The following is a 17,755-nucleotide window of genomic DNA, read 5'->3' as shown; positions in this document are numbered from 1 at the left end:
ATCAACAGGACAGTACAATGCACCATTCCGAGTTCGATCCGCATTCCAAGGATATACCGGCCAAGCCGCCGCTCGATCCGCATCTGAAGGCGCTGGAAAACGAGGCCATCCACATCTTCCGGGAAGTGGCCGCCGAGTTCGACAAGCCGGTCATGCTCTATTCGATCGGCAAGGACAGCTCCGTCCTCCTGCATCTGGCGCGAAAGGCCTTCTATCCGGGCCGCGTGCCCTTCCCGCTGCTGCACATCGACACCGGCTGGAAGTTCAAGGAAATGATCGCGTTTCGCGACGAGATGGTGGAGCGCTACGATCTGGACCTGATCGTGCACACCAATCCGCGCGGAGCCACCGAGAACGTCACTCCCTTCAGCCATGGCTCGGCGCTCTATACCGACATCATGAAGACCGAGGCCCTGCGCCAGGCGCTCGATGCCGGCCAGTATGACGCGGCCTTCGGCGGCGCGCGTCGCGACGAGGAAGCCAGCCGCGCCAAGGAGCGTATCTATTCCTTTCGCACACCAGACCACCGCTGGGACCCGCGCAACCAGCGCCCCGAACTGTGGAACATCTACAACGGCATGATCCGCAAGGGCGAAAGCGTTCGCGCCTTCCCGCTGTCCAACTGGACCGAGGTCGATATCTGGCGCTACATCCAGGCGGAAGACATTCCGCTGGTGCCGCTATACTACGCCGCCAAGCGTCCCTATGTGGAGCGCGACGGCATGATGATCCTCGCCGAGGACCCGCGGCTCGAACTCCTGCCCGGCGAAGTGAAGCAGGAAGGCATGATCCGCTTCCGCACACTCGGCTGCTTCCCGCTTACCGGCGCCATCCGCTCGCACGCAACGACGCTGGAAGACGTGATCGCCGAGCTTGAAATCGCCACCGTATCAGAGCGTCAGGGCCGGGCCATCGACCGCGATCAGTCGGGTTCGATGGAGAAGAAGAAACGCGAAGGATATTTCTGAGATGACCGCAAGCGTAACCGTACTCGCCACGGCGATCCCCGAGGCTCAGCCGGCTCCCGTCACCCGCGATTCGCGTCCGCTGAGGCTCATCACCTGCGGCTCGGTGGACGACGGCAAGTCGACGCTGATCGGCCGTCTCCTGTGGGACACCAAGGCGGTCAAGGAAGACCAGGCAGCGACGCTGCGCCGTGAATCCTCCGGCAAGCAGAACGATCTCGGCCTGCCCGACTTCGCGCTACTGCTCGACGGCCTGCAGGCCGAACGCGAACAGGGCATCACCATCGATGTCGCCTATCGCTATTTCTCCTCGGAGAAGCGCTCCTTTATCGTCGCCGACACCCCCGGCCACGAGCAGTATACCCGCAACATGGCGACCGGCGCCTCGACCGCCGATCTCGCCGTGCTGCTGGTCGATGCGCGCGCCGGCCTTCTGGAACAGACGCGCCGCCACGCCACCATCGCCTCGCTGATGGGGATCAAGCAGTTCGTTCTGGCGGTCAACAAGATCGACCTGACCAATTACGACCGCGCCGGCTTCGAGGTGATCTCGAACGAATTCCGCACGCTCGCCCTTTCGCTCGGCGTGCGTCAGGTGACCGCTATCCCGATGTCGGCGCTGAAGGGCGAAAACGTCGTTTATTCCGGCGATGCCGTCATGCCCTGGTATGACGGTCCGACGCTGGTCGAGGCGCTGGAACTCGCCACCCTGCGTTCGGCCCAGACCACCGGCTTCCGCCTGCCCGTACAGCGGGTCAGCCGCCCGGGCGAAAGCTTCCGCGGCTATCAGGGCACGGTTGCCGGCGGCGCTGTGAAGCCGGGCGATGGCGTTGCCATCCTGCCGTCGGGCCAGATCGCCAACGTCAAGCAGATCGTCACCTTTGACCTCGTGCGCAATGCGGCCGTCGCCGGCGACGCCATCACGCTGGTACTCGACCGTCAGGTGGACGTCTCGCGCGGTGACATGATCGTCTCGCTCGACAGCCAACCGCAGACGGGTCTTGCCTTCGACGCGCAGATCGTGGCGCTGCAGCCGGACGGCATCCAGCCCGGCAAGCGCTACTGGCTGAAGAGCGGTTCGCGCCGCCAGCGCGTTCTGGTGCAACCGATCTCCCAGCTCGACCTGAAGTCGGGCAAGTGGAACCACGCCGAGGCGCTGCCGATGAACGCCATCGGCAAGGTGCATCTCGCCTTCGACGAAACCGCGATCTTCGATCCTTACGAGCAGAACCGGGCGACCGGCGCCTTCATCCTGATCGATCCGGACACCAACAACACGGTGGCCGGCGGCATGGTGACGGCGAAGCGCTCCGATCTCGGTGCACTGAACGCCAATGACGGCCGGGTCATCCTGTCGCTGCCGGCCGATCTCGCCGAACAGCTGATGGCGACCGAACTGCTCGCCAGCCGCCGCGACGAGGTGGAAACCCGCCGCGTCACCAATGCGGTCGCCCGCGACCTCTTCGACGGACTGGAAGGGTAATCATTTCGGTTTCGAAATCCACGGCGGGTAGCGAAAGCCAGCCGCCGTCAGACTGCTGACAAACACCCTTTCAGATTGTCTTTTGTGACGACAGTGCCACGTCCACGGTCGTCATTCCGGCCTTGAGCCGGAATCCAGCGCGATCAAGTCCTCGATCGCAAGAGAGTCTTCTGCGCGATCGACATCGCGCAGCTGGATGCCGGACCGAGTCGGGCATGACGGAGAAGGGTGCGTCAGCGATCAATACGGGACTTTGTCCGCAACCCGGCGGCGGGTGGCGAAAGCTGCCCGCCGTTTTCGTTTAAAAGAAGCCCTTTCGGGCAAAAGCGGGCCGCGATCAAACCACCATATCGAAGACCAGAACACCGGAGAGGCCGCCGTCGGTGGCCCGGACGATACGCTCGCCGACTGTGATGTGATCGGGATGACGAAGATAATAATCGCGGACGGTCTCGTCTTCGAAGGTCACGACAAAACCGTCGAGATATCCACCGTTCAGGCCTTCCGGCGAGACGTTCGCGCCAAACTTCACATCGATCATGCCGGGCACGACCTCCTTCAGCGCAACGATGGCATCATAGATCGCCTGTTTCTCGGCAGCCTGCGTGGCAGCCTTGAAACGCAGGAATACGCTGTGCTGAATCATGGATGTCTCCCTTCCTTGTCGTTGGCGGCAGGATAGGGAGAATGAACCGGTTGGCAAGGTACGAATGCGACGCAGCGTTTCGTTCCGGGGGAGCGTATCCGCTCGGTCCCCGTTCGCGCAGGAAATCCGCATTTTCCAACGCTCAAAGAAGGCCGCCTACTTCCCCTGCAGGAGCGCCTTGCCGAGATTGGGTTTCTTGAAGGGTTCCATGCCCTTGCGGGCAAGCTCGTCGGCGCGCTCGTTTTCCGGGTGGCCGGCATGGCCTTTGACCCAGTGCCACTTGACCTTGTGGCGCTGGTTGGCAGCGTCGAGCGTCTGCCAGAGTTCGCCATTCTTCACGGGCTTCTTGTCGGCGGTTTTCCAGCCGTTCTTCTTCCAGCCGAAGATCCACTTGGAAATGCCGTCCATGACATATTTGCTGTCGGTGTGCAGGTCGATCTCGCACGGGGTCTTGAGGGCGTTCAGCGCCGAGATTGCCGCCAGCAGTTCCATGCGGTTGTTGGTTGTCTCGGCTTCGCCGCCGAACAGTTCCTTTTCCACCTCGCCATAGCGCAGGATCGCCCCCCAGCCGCCGGGGCCAGGATTGCCCGAGCAGGCGCCATCGGTGAAAATCTCAACATGTTTCATCGGGTCATTCCATATTCGGCCGCGAATGCGATCTTCTGGTGGAAGCGCAGCTTGTGCAGATATTCGAGCGGGTCCTTCTTGACCACCAGCGCGCCTGCCGGCGTGGTCAGCCAGTCATAAAGGCGAGTGAGGAAGAAGCGCAGCGCCGACCCGCGCGAGAGGATCGGCAGTGCGGCGGCTTCGGCATCGGACAGCGGGCGCACCGACTGATAGCCCTCAATCATCGCCATGCCCTTGGTGACGTTATAGGCGCCATCCTTTTCGAAGCACCAGGCGTTGATGCAGATCGACAGGTCGTAGACGAGGAAATCGTTGCAGGCGAAATAGAAGTCGATCAGGCCGGACAACCCGTCTTCCAGGAAGAACACGTTGTCGGGGAAAAGGTCGGCATGGATGACGCCTTCCGGCAGGTCCTTCGGCCAGTTTCCGGCAAGGAAGGCGATCTCGCCGCCGATCTCGCCTTCCAGCCCCTTCTCCACCTCGTCGGCGCGGTCCTTTGACTTCGCCCACAATGTCTTCCAGCCTTCAAGCGACAGCGCGTTGGGGCGTTTCAAGGTGAAGCCTTCGCCCGCAACATGCATCTGCGCCAGCGCCTTGCCGACTTCACGGCAATGCTTCGCCTCCGGCTTCCTGAGCCACATGCCTTCGAGGAAGGAAATAAGCGCCGCCGGGCGGCCGGAGAGTTCCCCTAAAAGAGCACCATCCTTGCGCGGAAGAGGCAGCGGGCAGGACAGCCCGCGATCGGCCAGATGATGCATCAGGCCGAGGAAGAAGGGCAGATCGTTCTTCTCGACGCGCTTTTCATAAAGCGTCAGGATCAGCGGTCCCTTCGAAGTGTGCAGCAGGAAGTTGGAATTCTCCACCCCCTCGGCAATGCCCTTGTAGGACAAAAGCTCGCCCGCCTCATATTGCGCGAGGAAATCCTTGAGGTCGGTTTCGGTAATGTCGGTATAGACTGCCACTTCTTATGTCCCGCGATCCGTTCCGTGCTGCCGGCAATGATAACGCAAGGCATACACAGGGGGATGGGCGAGTGCCAGTCCCGGAACGACACGAGGCACAGGTTTCCGGGGCCGGAGAGAACGGAGCGCGTCGTCACAGCGCCAGAGAAACCCCGGCAGCCATGGCATCCCTCTCATTCGAGGGCGTCGCATCGGGATCGCGATCACGGGCAAAGCGACGGGGCGAACAGCCGACGATCCGCTTGAAGGCGGTGCTGAAGGCGGCCTCGGACTCATAACCCAGAGCGGGCGCGATGACGGAGACGGGTTGATCCGTGTTCTCCAGGCGGTCGCAGGCGAGCAGCATGCGCCAGCGCGCGAGATAGTCTATCGGCGCCATGCCGACGACCTGCCGGAACCGTTCGGCAAAGCTTGAGCGCGACATGCCGGCGACGAGGGCCAGCGCCTCGAGCGTCCAACGCTGGCCGGGCTCATCGTGGATCGCGCTCATCGCTCTGCTCAACTGCCTGTCCGACAGGGCGAGCAGCCAGCCGGCGCCGACCGAGCCTGCTCCATCCGCCAGATGCAGGCGCAGCGCCTGCACCAGAAGCATATGGGCGAGATGCTGGAGCACCAGAAAGCCACCGGGCTGCGGCTCCCGCATCTCCTGCATCATCCGCTCGACAGACCAACGCAATCCCGCCTCACCATTCTCATCCCTGATGACCACAATGGGCGGCAGGGCCTTCAACAAAAGGCCGGCATGCTGGCTTTCGAGGCCGAAGCGGCTGCTCACGGAGGAGAACGTGTCCCCATCATTGAGACGTGTCACGCGCCCAGGGCGCGAGGGATCGAAGATCCGGGAGGCCGGGACCGGCTTCACCTCCTTGCCGCTTGCCATGAGGAAGGGCCGACCGCTCGGAAGGAGCACGAAATCGCCCGTCTTCAGCCAAACGCCATCAGTCACACCTTCGACCGAGAGCCAGCATTCACCGGCTATCACCGCGACGCATTTTATGCCTTGCTGCTGGTCGGGGAACTGGATCGCCCACGGGGCCGCCGCCTCGAAACCCGCCGACAGATAGTTTTTCGGTTTCAGTAGCGACAACACGTTAGATAGCGGATCCATGAGCACATCTCGGACGATCGAAAAGATACTGCGGATTATAACGCATAGATCGTCCGCAGCAACGAGCTATCCTGTCACCAAAGCGGCCAGGGTGCCGCACGGCACAGGAAGGTAAAGATCATGCGCGTTTTTGTAACGGGAGCCACGGGCTTCGTCGGCTCGGCGGTGGTGCGGGAACTGATCAACGCAGGGCACAGCGTTCTGGGGTTGGCACGCTCCGACGCATCGGCTGCAGCACTTCTCGCCGTAGGAGCGGAGGTCCATCGCGGCGATATCGAGGATACGGAAAGTCTCGTGCGGGGCGCAGCCGTTGCCGATGGCGTCATCCATACGGGGTTCAATCACGACTTTTCCAAGTTCAAGGAAAACTGCGAAAATGACCGTCGCGCAATTCAGGCGCTTGGTTCGGCGCTGACCGGATCGGACCGGCCTTTGATCGTGACGTCGGGCACCGGCCTGCTGGGCGGACCGCATCTTGCGACAGAGGCGGATGACGTGCCCGCCTCCGCCGCAATACCCCGCGTGGCGACAGAAGAGGCAGTCGCATCCGTGGCTGCGCGAGGCGTTCGCGTCGCCGTCGTGCGGCTTCCACCCTCCGTCCATGGCGATGGCGACCATGGCTTCGTGCCGATGCTCATAGACATCGCCCGGCGCTCTGGACTCTCCGCCTATATCGGCGAGGGCACGAACCACTGGGCGGCCGTTCACCGGCTCGATGCAGCGAAGGTCTTCCGGCTGGCGCTCGAACATGCCACGGCCAGCGCGCGCTATCATGCGGTGGGCGAGGAAGGCATTCCGTTCCGCTCCATCGCCGAAGTCATCGGCCGCCGCCTCGGCATACCCGTGGTCGGCAAGTCAGCGGAGGAAGCAGCGGCGCACTTTGGCTGGTTCCAGCATTTCGCCGCGATGGACAGCCGGGCTTCCAGCCAATGGACCCGGGAGACCCTTGGCTGGCAACCGGTACAACAGGGCCTGATCGCCGACCTCGACAGGCCGGCATATTTCCCGGTTGAAGAAGAGGCGCGGCGGGGCGCGGGCGAATAAAACAGGCGGAATGCTCCGATATACGATCGTTTTTCCGGCTACGCCGGGTGGGAATATGCGGAAGCCTAGCCCGGCCCTTCGCTAGGGCTCAGCGCGTTCGTTGCTAAAAACGATCCTCTGGATCGTTTTTCCGGCTACGCCGAACGGGAACATGCGGAAGCCTAGCCCGGCCCTTCGCTAGGGCTCAGCGCGTTCGTTGCTAAAAACGATTCACTGGATCGTTTTTCCGGCTACGCCGTCGCAACTCACCCATTCACCCACGCCATGTCTTCGTGGGTGAGTTCGATCGAGCGCAATTCGCGGTTCACGAGGAAGTGCTCGTTCTCGATGGAGAATTCGGCGAGTTCGACGGTGGTGTCGTAGCGGGCCTTAAAGGCCTCGATGATCTCGTTGACGATGACCTCCGGAGCGGACGCACCGGCAGACAGGCCGACGGAGCGGATCGGACCCAACGCATCCCAATCGATCTCGGAAGCGCGCTGCACCAGAAGCGACTGCTTGGCGCCGGCCTTCAGGGCGACCTCGACCAGCCGCTTGGAGTTGGACGAATTGGGCGCACCGACGATCAGGAAGAGATCGCAGCCGGGGGCCGCCTGCTTCACGGCTTCCTGCCGGTTGGTCGTGGCGTAGCAGATGCTATCGGCCGACGGGTCGTTGAGGTTCGGGAAGCGCTCGCGGAGCTTGGCGATGACGCCGACCGTGTCATCCACGGAAAGGGTCGTCTGGGTGACATAGCCGAGATTGTCGGGATCGGCGGGCTGATAGGCCTGCGCATCCTCGATGGTCTCGATCAGCGAGACCGTGCCTTCCGGCAACTGGCCCATGGTGCCGATCACTTCCGGATGGCCCGCATGGCCGATCAGGACGACGTGGCGACCGAGGCGCTGGTGACGCATGGCCTGCTTGTGCACCTTCGACACCAGCGGACAGGTGGCATCGAGATAAAAGAGATTGCGGGCGCTCGCATCCGCCGGCACGGATTTCGGCACGCCATGGGCAGAAAAGACGACCGGCTGCGCACGATGCTCTTCCGGGATCTCGTCCAGTTCCTCGACGAAGACGGCGCCCTTGGCTTCCAGCCCCTCGACGACATAGCGATTGTGCACGATTTCGTGGCGCACATAAACAGGCGCACCATAGCCCTTCAACGCCAGCACGACGATCTGGATGGCGCGATCCACGCCGGCGCAGAAGCCGCGCGGGCCGCAAAGCCTTATCGTCAGGGGCGATCGGGAGACGTTCACATTCATCAATGGCCTGCCAGCAGCACGAGGATCAAGGAGACGACAGCGGGAAGCGCCTGGATATAGAGGATCTTCCGCGAAGCCGTCACGCTCCCATATAGGCCAGCAACGAACACACAGCCAAGGAAAAACAGCTTGAGCTGAAATGCAAATTCCGGTGAGGGATGCGCGAGCGACCAGAAAAGACCGAGCGCCAGAAAGCCGTTGTAAAGCCCCTGATTGGCGGCAAGAACCTTCGTCGCCTGCGCCTGCTGCGGCTTCATGGCAAAGGCTTTCAACCCCGGTGGTTTCGTCCAGAGAAACATCTCCAGCACGAGAATGTAGACATGTTCGAGCGCCACCAGCGCGACGAGAATATTTGCAATAGTGGTCATGATTTCCCCTCCCCCTTCGGCCGCCAGGCTACGGCCGTCCAGACCATTTCAGGCAAAAACGGAATCGCCTTCAATGCTCCATCTCTTCGTTTTGACGCAATTCCGGACGCAAAACCGGTTCCCACTTTTGCCGGAATTGCTCTAATTCTTGCGGCGGACGAAGGCGAAGGCGCAGACAAGCGCCAGCGCGAAGGCCAGTCCATACCACGTGATCGCATATTGCAAATGGCTGTTCGGCAGGTCGATCTGGGTCACCCCTCCGCGCGGCAGGCCGCCCGGCACAGGCGTCGCATCGGCATCGAGGAAGAACGGCAGCACGGCATCTCCCGGCAGGCCGACGCTAGCGGCCATGCGATCGAGATCCTTCCAGTAAAAGATGTTCTTTGCCTCGTCATTGTCCGGCACCATGAAGCCCGGCTTGCCGGGGAGCCGGGCGCGGGCAAGGCCTGAGATAGTCTGATCGCCCTGCAGCGCGCCTTGCGGCCGGTTCGTGGGCTCCTTCAGGTCATAGGGCACGAAGCCGCGATTGACGAAGAGATAGCGGCCATCGGAAAGCGCCAGCGGCGTGTAGATGTAAAAGCCTGCCTCGCCATTGAAAGTCGCGAGGAAATGCCGCTCCTTGTCGTTAAGATAGCGGCCTTCGGCGCGGGCAGCCCGATAATCGACATCGCCTCCTTCGCGCAGCACGGCCTCGAGGCCCGCAACGTCGAGCGGATCGGCATGGCGACGCGCCTCGATATCGGCGATCAACGCTTCCTTCCAGTGGAGACGCCGGACCTGCCATGTGCCGAGCGAAAGCAGAATGGCCATGGCGACCGCCACCGCGACGACGGTCACGGCAAAACGCCAGCCGCCGCTCTTGCGGCCGGGAACCCCGGTGTCAACCACGGTCGATCGTTCCCTGTGCGGCACTGTTTTTATACTGAAGCGCGATCAAAAGCGCCTTGATGGTCCGCAGCAGCCAGAGCGAAACGAAGATCGCCATGGGGCCGAAGAGCACGAAATGCAGCCAGACCGGCGGCTGATAGTTGATCTCGGTCCAGACCGCGAGGCCGACCACGATGAGATCGGCAAGCAGGATGACGAAGATCGCCGGGCCATCGCCGGAATCGGCAAAGGAATAATCGAGCCCGCAATTGCTGCAACGGGGCTTGAGCTTGGTCAGACCATCGAACAGACGCCCCTGCCCGCACCGCGGGCAACATGCCGAAAGCCCGGCCTTCACCGGATCGACCGGGGCGAAATGCGAATTATCCTCACTCATGATCTTCCTTCCCTTAAAGCGCCATGCGTCCATTCGGACGCGTAAAGGACGCTCCAAACTCCTGTATCTACGCATCGAGCTTTCCGAAAAGCGACTCCGATTTTCAGGCCGATGCGCCAGCATGCCGGGGCGGCGACGTGAGGCATTCGCCTCAGGCGCTGTCATACCCGGTTATATCGCTCGTACCGGCATCCGCAAAATGCGGCCTCCATTCCGGTTAGCCCAAGAAAAACGGCGCCCGCAGGCGCCGTTCGATTTCATCTTTTCATGATACGTCAGCCGGCCAGCGGCGCGCCCCAGCCACCCCAGATATAGATGGAGAAGAACAGGAACAGCCAGACCACGTCGACGAAGTGCCAGTACCATGCGGCGGCCTCGAAGCCGAAATGCTGCTTCGGCGTGAAATCGCCCTTGGCGGCACGCAGCAGGCAGACGGTCAGGAAGATCGTGCCGACGATGACGTGGAAGCCATGGAAGCCGGTCGCCATGAAGAAGGTCGAACCGTAAATCGAGTCCTTGAAGGCAAACGGCGCATGGGCATATTCGTAGCCCTGCACGAAGGAGAACAGCAGCCCCAGGACAACCGTCAGCGCGAGACCGTTGACAAGCCCCTTGCGATCACCATGAAGAAGCGCGTGGTGGGCCCAGGTGACACAAGTGCCGGACAGCAGCAGGATCACGGTGTTGTAGATCGGCAGATGCCAGGGATCGAGAACTTCGATACCCTTCGGCGGCCACTGACCGCCGGTGAATTCCACTCGGCTCGCCTGGATCGCCTCATGGGGGAACAGGCTGGCATCGAAGAAGGCCCAGAACCAGGCGACGAAGAACATCACTTCGGAAGCGATGAACATGATCATGCCGTAACGCAGGTGCAGCGACACGACGCGGGTATGCGCGCCCTCATGGGCTTCCTTGATGGTATCCGCCCACCAGCCGATCATCGTATAGAGCACGACGGCCAGGCCGATGAAGAACAGCCACGGATGGGCGAGTTCGAGGCCGAACAGCTTGAACGAGCCACCATTCAGGTAGCGCATGTAACCGACGCCGCCGAAGGTCATGAGGAATGCGCCGATCGATGCCGTGATCGGCCACGGGCTTGGAGCAATGATATGGTAGTCGTGATGTTTCTGATGCGCTTCGGCCATTTCAGCAATCCCCGAATGTCAAAATTTCCCTAGGGCCCGGCGAGCCGGACCCCTCCTCTCATAATTTCGGCTTTTCAGTCCCATCCTGCGGCAAGGCCGAAGCCACCGGCTTCTCCCCCTTGTCCGGATAGAAGGTATAGGACAGCGTGATCGTGCCGATATCCTTGGTCTCGACCGCCTCTGTGATGGCGGGATCGACGAAGAAGACGACCGGCATTTCCAGCGTCTCGCCCGGCTTCAGCTCCGTTTCCGTAAAGCAGAAGCACTGGACCTTGTTGAAGTATGCGGCCGCTTCCATCGGCGTGACGTTGAACACCGCCTGCCCCTTGGTTGCATAGGGCGAGCGATTGGTCGCAGTGTAGCTGATCTGGACGGTTTCGCCGATCTGCGGATCGATCGAGCGCTGGACCGGCTTGAAATCCCAGTTCAGCCCATTCGACACGTTGGCGTCGAAGGTGACCTTGATCTTCTTGTCGAGAATCACGTCGGACGCCTGCTCGACGCGCTGGGTCGTGCCGTTATAGCCGGTCACCTGACAGAAGAGGCGATAGAGCGGAACCGAGGCGAAGGATACGCCCACCATGCAGCCGACAAAAATGAGACAAGCGGCGAGGATCGTGCCGTTACTACGCCGTCCCTTCCCTGTCTCACCGGATGTCATCGTCAAGGTCCCCTCCCCCTTTGGCCTAGCCCATGTTGCCGATTTTAATCAGCGTCACGACGTAGAACAGAACCACCAGCCCCGCGAGCACGAGGCCGAGTGCAATGTTGCGCCCGCGGCGGGATTTCTTCTGCGCCTCATTTAGCTTGACCGTTTCCATCAGGCAGCGCCTCCGAACATGGCGGCAAGCGAGGCGACATAGTGGTCGACCAGCAGGCCGGAGAAGATGGCGAACAGGTAGAGAATGGAGAAACCAAAGAGCTTCTTCGCCGGCAGCATCTTCTCGTCCCCGTCAGGCATTCGCCAGACGGAGATGGAACAGAGCACGAGCAGCGCACCGAGCACGCCGGCGAAAATCCCATACCACAGTGACGAGAGTCCCGTGACGGTCGGCACGACGCCTGTAACGGCGGTGAGGACGGCATAGAGAGCGATCTGACGCTTGGTCGTTGTCTCGCCGGAAACATTCGGCAGCATCGGCACGCCGACCGCGCCGTAGTCACGCATCTTGAACAGCGCCAGCGCCCAGAAATGGGCAGGCGTCCAGAGGAAGATGATGAGGAAGAGAACGATGCTGTCGAGCGAAACGCCGCCGGTCACGCAGGCCCAGCCGACCATGGGCGGGAAGGCGCCGGCAGCACCGCCGATGACGATGTTCTGCGGCGTCGAGCGCTTCAGCCACATCGTATAGACGACGGCATAGAAAAAGATGGTGAAGGCGAGTAACCCGGCTGCGAACCAGTTCACGGCGAGCCCGAGGATCGACACGGAGAAGACGGAAAGCACAAGGCCGAAAGCCAGCGCCTCGTTTGGCGCGATGCGCCCGGCGGGAATGGGGCGGGTCGCGGTGCGGCTCATGACGGCGTCGATATCGGCATCATACCACATGTTCAGCGCGCCGGAGGCCCCGGCGCCGACCGCGATGCAGAGGATGGCAATGGCGCCAAGAACGGGATTGATGTGGCCCGGCGCCAGCACAAGGCCGGCAAACGCAGTGAAAACCACGAGAGACATGACGCGCGGCTTCAAGAGCGCGAAGAAATCGCGCGCACCCGCCTCCGAAAGGCGAACTTCGCCTTCGAACCCGAGTGTATCGCGATTGTCGATGACTGCCATTGTCTGCGTCCTGTCCTTCGATCCCTTTCGGGCATATTCTGCCGGGTGCCGCTCGACCGGGGAGCGGCACCCGCTATTCGTCGTGGGCTAATGCCCACGTTTACTTGATGCGCGGCAGCTGTTCCCACTGATGGTAAGGCGGCGGCGAAGAAAGCTGCCATTCCAGCGTGGTGGCACCCTCACCCCACGGATTGTCGCCGGCGACACGCTTCTTGGCGAAGGCCTCGAACACGCCGAAGAGGAAAATCAGAACGCCGACGCCCGAAATGTAGGAACCGATCGAGGAAACATAGTTCCAGCCGGCGAATGCATCGGGATAGTCGATATAGCGGCGCGGCATGCCCGCGAGACCCAGGAAATGCTGCGGGAAGAAGACCATGTTCACGCCGATGAACATAACCCAGAAGTGCAGCTTGCCTATGAACTCGCTGTACATATAGCCGCTCATCTTCGGGAACCAGTAGTACCAGGCCGCAAAGATTGCAAATACCGCGCCGAGCGACAGAACGTAGTGGAAGTGGGCGACCACGTAATAGGTGTCGTGCAGCGAGCGGTCGAGGCCGGCATTGGCGAGCTGGACGCCGGTAACGCCGCCCACGGTGAAGAGGAAGATGAAGCCAATCGCCCAGACCATCGGGGTGCGGAAGGTGAGCGAGCCGCCCCACATGGTCGCAACCCACGAGAAGATCTTGATGCCGGTCGGCACGGCGATGACCATGGTGGCGAACAGGAAGTAACGCTGCGCGGCGAGCGACAGGCCGACCGTGTACATGTGGTGCGCCCACACGACGAAGCCGACGGCGCCGATCGCGACCATGGCATAGGCCATGCCGAGGTAGCCGAAGACCGGCTTCTTCGAGAAGGTCGAGACGATGTGGCTGATGATGCCGAAGCCGGGCAGGATCAGGATGTACACTTCCGGGTGACCGAAGAACCAGAACAGGTGCTGGTAGAGGATCGGGTCGCCGCCGCCTTCCGGCGCGAAGAAGGTCGTGCCGAAGTTGCGGTCGGTCAGCAGCATGGTGATGCCGCCGGCGAGAACCGGGAGCGACAAGAGAAGCAGGAAGGCGGTGACCAGAACGGCCCAGGCGAAGAGCGGCATCTTGTGCAGCGTCATGCCCGGAGCGCGCATGTTCAGGATGGTGGTGATGAAGTTGATCGCGCCGAGGATCGAAGACGCGCCGGAAACGTGGAGCGCGAAGATCGCAAGGTCCACCGCCGGGCCGGGCTGGCCGGAGGTCGCAAGCGGCGGATACATGGTCCACCCGCCGCCGACGCCATAGGCGCCTGCCGGTCCCTCGACGAACATCGAAAGCAAAAGCAGCAGGAAGGCCGGAACGATCAGCCAGAAGGAGATGTTGTTGAGGCGCGGGAAGGCCATATCCGGAGCGCCGATCATAATCGGGATCATCCAGTTGGCGAAACCGCCGATCAGCGCGGGCATAACCATGAAGAAGATCATGATAAGCGCATGCGCGGTGGTGAAGACGTTGAACATGTGCTTGCCACCGTCGATGGCAGCATCGCCTTCAAAGCCGTAAACCATGGAAGCCAGACCGTGGAAGATCTGGATGCCCGGCTCCTGCAGTTCGGCGCGCATGGCGACCGACAGCGCACCGCCGATGATACCGGCGATGATCGCGAAGATCAGATAAAGGGTGCCGATGTCCTTGTGGTTGGTCGAAAAGAACCAACGATCCAGAAAGCTCATCTTGTGGTCATGGTGCTCGTGAGCATCGTGTGCGTGATCGTCGTGGGCAACAGTTCCAGCCATCGTCCTCACTCCCCTTAGTTCGAGACGTTTTCTGCGAGCTGGACGGCCTTGTCCCCGCCGTCGACAGCTGCCATCAGCGCCTTGTTGGCGCCCTCAAGATCCGAGCCGGCCGCATCCAGCCAGGCTGTATACTTCTCCTCAGAGACGACGCGGATCGCAATCGGCATGAACGCATGGTCCTTGCCGCAGAGCTCCGAACACTGGCCGTAGAACAGGCCTTCGCGCTCGGCCTTGAACCAGGTCTCGTTCAGGCGACCGGGAACGGCGTCGATCTTCACACCGAAAGATGGCATTGCAAAGGAATGGATCACGTCGGTCGGAGCGGCAGTGACGAGCAGGCGCACGGTCTTGTTGACCGGGATCACCATTTCGTTGTCGACAGCCAGAAGCCGCGGGTAGATCGACTTGTCTTCCTTGCCGGCGGCCGAGCGGTCCTCCTCCTTCAACAGATAACTGTCGAAGGCCAACTCCTTGTCGCCCTGATATTCATAGTTCCACTGCCACTGGGTGGCTGTCGCCTTCAGCGTCAGGTCCGGATTTTCCGGCTGGGTCAGCTGGGCTGTCAGGAGATTGAAGGAAGGAATCGCGAAAAAGAGAAGGATCAGAACCGGACCGACGGTCCAGACAACCTCGATCACCGAGTTGTGGCTGGTCTTGGACGGCACCGGATTGGCGCTCGCCCGGAACCTGATCGCCACATAGATCAAAAGAGCTAGCACGAAGAGAGTGATTGGAACGATAAACCACAGGGTATACTGCTCGAACCAGCGGATTTGCTCCATGATCGGGGTCGCAGCCGGCTGCAGGGTGCTCTGCCAGGGCTGCGGCTGGTCGGCAAAACTGCCGGAAGCGAAAAGCAGACAGCCCAAGGCGGCCGCTGCTGCGCGTGCTCTCATCATCACGGTTGTCTCTCCCAAAAGCGATTGATCCATATCAAATCAAAACGCAGAATTCATGCTATCCTCAATGTTTCAAACCACAGATCGGCCACAATCGCAATACGTTCGGCTAATACTGGACGCGGCATTTTTGCGCATCGTCAAATCCAAAACGCTCCCGCTTGCAGCGAGGCAATAAAGGATATGCCCGCCCACGCGGAAAGCCGACTAGCGAAGATCACCATGGTCCCAATTATGCCTCACTCGGCTGGAAAAGACGGGGCGGGGCTTTCATTTTCCCCGTCCGGACGACAAGAATGTCCGGGATGATTCGATTTCCAGAGGTACCCATGGGTCTTCCGAGACTTTTCCGGTCGGGTTTGACCGCAAGCGCCATCGCGATCGCCGCTCTTTCGATGCCGGCCTATGGTCAGCAACAGCAGCCCGGCACGATCCGCTCCAATCACGGCGCATGGTCGGTCATCTGTGATACGCCCGCCGGCGCTTCCGGCGAGCAATGTGCGCTGATGCAGAACGTCATCGCCGACGACCGGCCGGAAGTCGGCCTTTCCGTCGTCGTGTTGAAGACCGCCGACCGCAAGGCAAAGGTGTTGCGCATTCTGGCGCCGCTCGGCGTGCTCTTGAAAGACGGCATGGAACTGTATGTCGATAACAACAACATTGGCCGCGCTTATTTCACTCGCTGCTTCTCCGAAGGCTGCTATGTCGAGGTGGAGATCGACGACGAGCTGATGAAGATCCTGCGCGCTGGCAAGAACGCGGTCTTCGCACTGCGTGAATCGGCGGACCAGGATCGGGTCGGCATTCCGATCGAGCTGACCGGCTTTGCCGAAGGCTATGACGCCCTGCCCTGATCCGGAGCGGGCATTTCCCGATACAGGACTTCAACCTGACAGCCGCGGGCTTTCGCCTTGCGTGCTGCGCCTTGCCGTTGGCGACCGATGCGCCTACATCGGGGAACAGATGCGCGCGCCCTAAGGAGATACGACGATGACCCAGGACCTTCTCAGCCTCTTCGACTGCGACGAGGATACGCTGCGCCGCAGCGTCGCCAAGGCGCTCGAAGGCGCGGATGACGGCGAACTCTTCGTCGAGCACGCCCAGGCGGAATCGCTGACCTTCGACAATGGCAGACTCAAGGGCGGCTCGTTCAACACAGACCAGGGTTTCGGCTTGCGCGCGGTCGCCGGCGAGGCGGTGGGCTATGCCCATGCGGGCGAGCTTTCCCTTTCGGCGCTCGAACGCGCGGCCGATGCGGTCGGCGCCGTGACCCGGGGCTATGGCGGCTCCTATGCTGCGGCTCCTCAGGGCACCAACCGCAAGCTTTACGGCGAGGATAATCCGATCGGCGCGCCGACCTTCGAGGAAAAGGTGAAGCTGCTCTCCGAGATCGACGCCTATCTGCGCGACAAGGACGACAAGGTTCGCCAGGTCACCGCCTCGATTGCCGCGAGCTGGCAGGTGGTCGAGATCCTGCGCGCCGATGGCCACCGGGTGCGCGACATCAGACCGATGACCCGGATCAACATCTCCGTCGTGGCAGGCTCCGGCGACCGGCAGGAATCCGGCTCTTTCGGCACCGGTGGCCGCATGGCATTCGGTGACTTCCTCTCGGAGGAAAGCTGGCGCAACGGCGCGGACGAGGCGCTACGGCAAGCGCTCGTCAACCTGGAAGCGATCGATGCGCCGGCCGGGACCATGGACGTGGTGCTCGGCGCCGGCTGGCCTGGCGTGATGCTGCACGAGGCCGTCGGACATGGCCTCGAAGGCGATTTCAACCGCAAGAAGACCTCGGCCTTTGCCGGCCTGATGGGCGAAATGGTGGCCGCGCCCGGCGTTACCGTCGTCGATGACGGCACCATCGACGCACGCCGCGGCTCGATCACCGTCGATGACGAGGGCACTCCCTCCGGCTATAACGTGCTGATCGAGAATGGCCGCCTCGTCGGTTACATGCAGGACCGGCAGAACGCCCGGCTGATGGGCATGAAGCCGACCGGAAATGGCCGCCGGCAGGGCTATTCCCACCAGCCGATGCCGCGCATGACCAACACCTACATGCTGGGCGGAGACAAAACGCCGGAGGAGATCATTTCCTCCGTCAAGAACGGCATCTACGCCGTCTCCTTCGGCGGCGGGCAGGTCGATATCACCTCCGGCAAGTTCGTCTTCGGCTGCACCGAGGCCTATCTGATCGAGAACGGCAAGATCGGCGCGCCGGTCAAGGGCGCCATGCTGATCGGCAACGGCCCGGAAGCAATGAAGCGCATTTCCATGGTCGGCAACGACATGATGCTCGACAAGGGCATCGGCAATTGCGGCAAGGGCGGCCAATGGGTTCCGGTCGGCGTCGGCCAGCCGCATCTGCGCATGGACAAGGTGACCGTCGGCGGCACCCGGGCCTGATCCTCCGGTGCGGGCGGGGTCCGCTGAACGG

Annotated in this window: 19 protein-coding genes; 5 read left to right on the top strand and 14 right to left on the bottom strand. The window is 61.8% G+C overall.

Annotated elements, in window-relative coordinates:
• Positions 1-17: 17 nt before the first annotated feature.
• Both cysD and cysN read left to right on the top strand, forming a co-directional pair.
• A complete protein-coding gene (gene cysD, locus H4I99_RS01815) occupies positions 18-968 on the top strand; it encodes a sulfate adenylyltransferase subunit CysD (RefSeq protein WP_163904059.1) in 951 nt (316 codons plus the stop codon).
• Between the two features lies 1 nt (position 969).
• Positions 970-2,448: a sulfate adenylyltransferase subunit CysN gene (cysN, locus tag H4I99_RS01810; protein ID WP_163904057.1), complete on the top strand. Its 1,479-nt coding sequence runs from the start codon at positions 970-972 to the stop codon at positions 2,446-2,448.
• Between the two features lie 337 nt (positions 2,449-2,785).
• Here the strand turns inward: cysN and H4I99_RS01805 are convergent, their stop codons facing one another.
• The 4 genes from H4I99_RS01805 to H4I99_RS01790 all read right to left on the bottom strand — a co-directional run bounded on the left by H4I99_RS01805 (position 2,786) and on the right by H4I99_RS01790 (position 5,791).
• Positions 2,786-3,094: a Dabb family protein gene (locus tag H4I99_RS01805; RefSeq protein ID WP_163904056.1), complete on the bottom strand. Its 309-nt coding sequence runs from the start codon at positions 3,092-3,094 to the stop codon at positions 2,786-2,788.
• Positions 3,095-3,250: 156 nt separating this feature from the next.
• Positions 3,251-3,721: a ribonuclease HI gene (gene rnhA, locus H4I99_RS01800; RefSeq protein ID WP_099057024.1), complete on the bottom strand. Its 471-nt coding sequence runs from the start codon at positions 3,719-3,721 to the stop codon at positions 3,251-3,253.
• Complete coding sequence (locus H4I99_RS01795) at positions 3,718-4,683, bottom strand: homoserine kinase (RefSeq protein WP_163904054.1); 966 nt, start codon at positions 4,681-4,683, stop codon at positions 3,718-3,720. The genes rnhA and H4I99_RS01795 overlap by 4 nt, the downstream gene beginning before the upstream one ends.
• Positions 4,684-4,816: 133 nt before the next feature.
• On the bottom strand, positions 4,817-5,791 hold the full coding sequence (locus tag H4I99_RS01790; RefSeq protein WP_163904052.1) for an AraC family transcriptional regulator: 975 nt from the start codon (positions 5,789-5,791) through the stop codon (positions 4,817-4,819).
• A gap of 120 nt (positions 5,792-5,911) precedes the next feature.
• Between H4I99_RS01790 and H4I99_RS01785 the strand changes: the two genes are divergently transcribed.
• Positions 5,912-6,835 (top strand): SDR family oxidoreductase, encoded by a 924-nt coding sequence (locus H4I99_RS01785; protein WP_163904050.1) that lies wholly within the window; start codon positions 5,912-5,914, stop codon positions 6,833-6,835.
• Between the two features lie 245 nt (positions 6,836-7,080).
• Here the strand turns inward: H4I99_RS01785 and ispH are convergent, their stop codons facing one another.
• The 10 genes from ispH to coxB form a co-directional block, all read right to left on the bottom strand.
• Positions 7,081-8,085 carry a 4-hydroxy-3-methylbut-2-enyl diphosphate reductase gene (gene ispH, locus H4I99_RS01780; RefSeq protein ID WP_163904048.1) on the bottom strand — a complete coding sequence of 335 codons (1,005 nt, stop codon included), beginning with the start codon at positions 8,083-8,085 and terminating at the stop codon, positions 7,081-7,083.
• Entirely contained in the window at positions 8,085-8,453 is a 369-nt protein-coding gene (locus tag H4I99_RS01775; RefSeq protein WP_163904046.1) for a DUF1304 domain-containing protein, read from the bottom strand. The genes ispH and H4I99_RS01775 overlap by 1 nt, the downstream gene beginning before the upstream one ends.
• A gap of 141 nt (positions 8,454-8,594) precedes the next feature.
• Complete coding sequence (locus H4I99_RS01770) at positions 8,595-9,341, bottom strand: SURF1 family protein (RefSeq protein WP_425314348.1); 747 nt, start codon at positions 9,339-9,341, stop codon at positions 8,595-8,597.
• A complete protein-coding gene (locus H4I99_RS01765) occupies positions 9,334-9,717 on the bottom strand; it encodes a DUF983 domain-containing protein (RefSeq protein WP_163904044.1) in 384 nt (127 codons plus the stop codon). Before H4I99_RS01765 ends, H4I99_RS01770 begins: the two co-directional genes overlap by 8 nt.
• Before the next feature lie 275 nt (positions 9,718-9,992).
• Positions 9,993-10,868: a cytochrome c oxidase subunit 3 gene (locus tag H4I99_RS01760; protein WP_163904042.1), complete on the bottom strand. Its 876-nt coding sequence runs from the start codon at positions 10,866-10,868 to the stop codon at positions 9,993-9,995.
• 58 nt (positions 10,869-10,926) lie between these two features.
• Positions 10,927-11,529, bottom strand: coding sequence for a cytochrome c oxidase assembly protein (locus H4I99_RS01755; protein WP_163906153.1), 603 nt, complete (start codon positions 11,527-11,529; stop codon positions 10,927-10,929).
• Positions 11,530-11,554: 25 nt separating this feature from the next.
• The gene (locus H4I99_RS24640; RefSeq protein ID WP_099057014.1) at positions 11,555-11,689 is read right to left on the bottom strand and encodes a cytochrome c oxidase system small membrane protein; all 135 of its coding nucleotides are present in this window, start codon (positions 11,687-11,689) and stop codon (positions 11,555-11,557) included.
• On the bottom strand, positions 11,689-12,645 hold the full coding sequence (locus H4I99_RS01750) for a heme o synthase (RefSeq protein ID WP_163904039.1): 957 nt from the start codon (positions 12,643-12,645) through the stop codon (positions 11,689-11,691). The genes H4I99_RS24640 and H4I99_RS01750 overlap by 1 nt, the downstream gene beginning before the upstream one ends.
• Positions 12,646-12,745: 100 nt before the next feature.
• Entirely contained in the window at positions 12,746-14,419 is a 1,674-nt protein-coding gene (ctaD, locus tag H4I99_RS01745; RefSeq protein WP_163904037.1) for a cytochrome c oxidase subunit I, read from the bottom strand.
• Positions 14,420-14,433: 14 nt separating this feature from the next.
• On the bottom strand, positions 14,434-15,318 hold the full coding sequence (coxB, locus tag H4I99_RS01740) for a cytochrome c oxidase subunit II (RefSeq protein ID WP_163906150.1): 885 nt from the start codon (positions 15,316-15,318) through the stop codon (positions 14,434-14,436).
• A gap of 329 nt (positions 15,319-15,647) precedes the next feature.
• Between coxB and H4I99_RS01735 the strand changes: the two genes are divergently transcribed.
• Complete coding sequence (locus tag H4I99_RS01735) at positions 15,648-16,172, top strand: invasion associated locus B family protein (protein ID WP_163904036.1); 525 nt, start codon at positions 15,648-15,650, stop codon at positions 16,170-16,172.
• 136 nt (positions 16,173-16,308) lie between these two features.
• The gene (gene tldD / locus H4I99_RS01730) at positions 16,309-17,724 is read left to right on the top strand and encodes a metalloprotease TldD (RefSeq protein WP_163904034.1); all 1,416 of its coding nucleotides are present in this window, start codon (positions 16,309-16,311) and stop codon (positions 17,722-17,724) included.
• Positions 17,725-17,755: the final 31 nt, after the last annotated feature.

This window comes from Paenirhizobium daejeonense (genome assembly GCF_014280875.1).
GTDB lineage: Bacteria > Pseudomonadota > Alphaproteobacteria > Rhizobiales > Rhizobiaceae > Allorhizobium > Allorhizobium daejeonense.
Note: the sequence above shows the minus strand (reverse complement) of the source record. Positions and strands in the feature narration are given on the sequence as shown.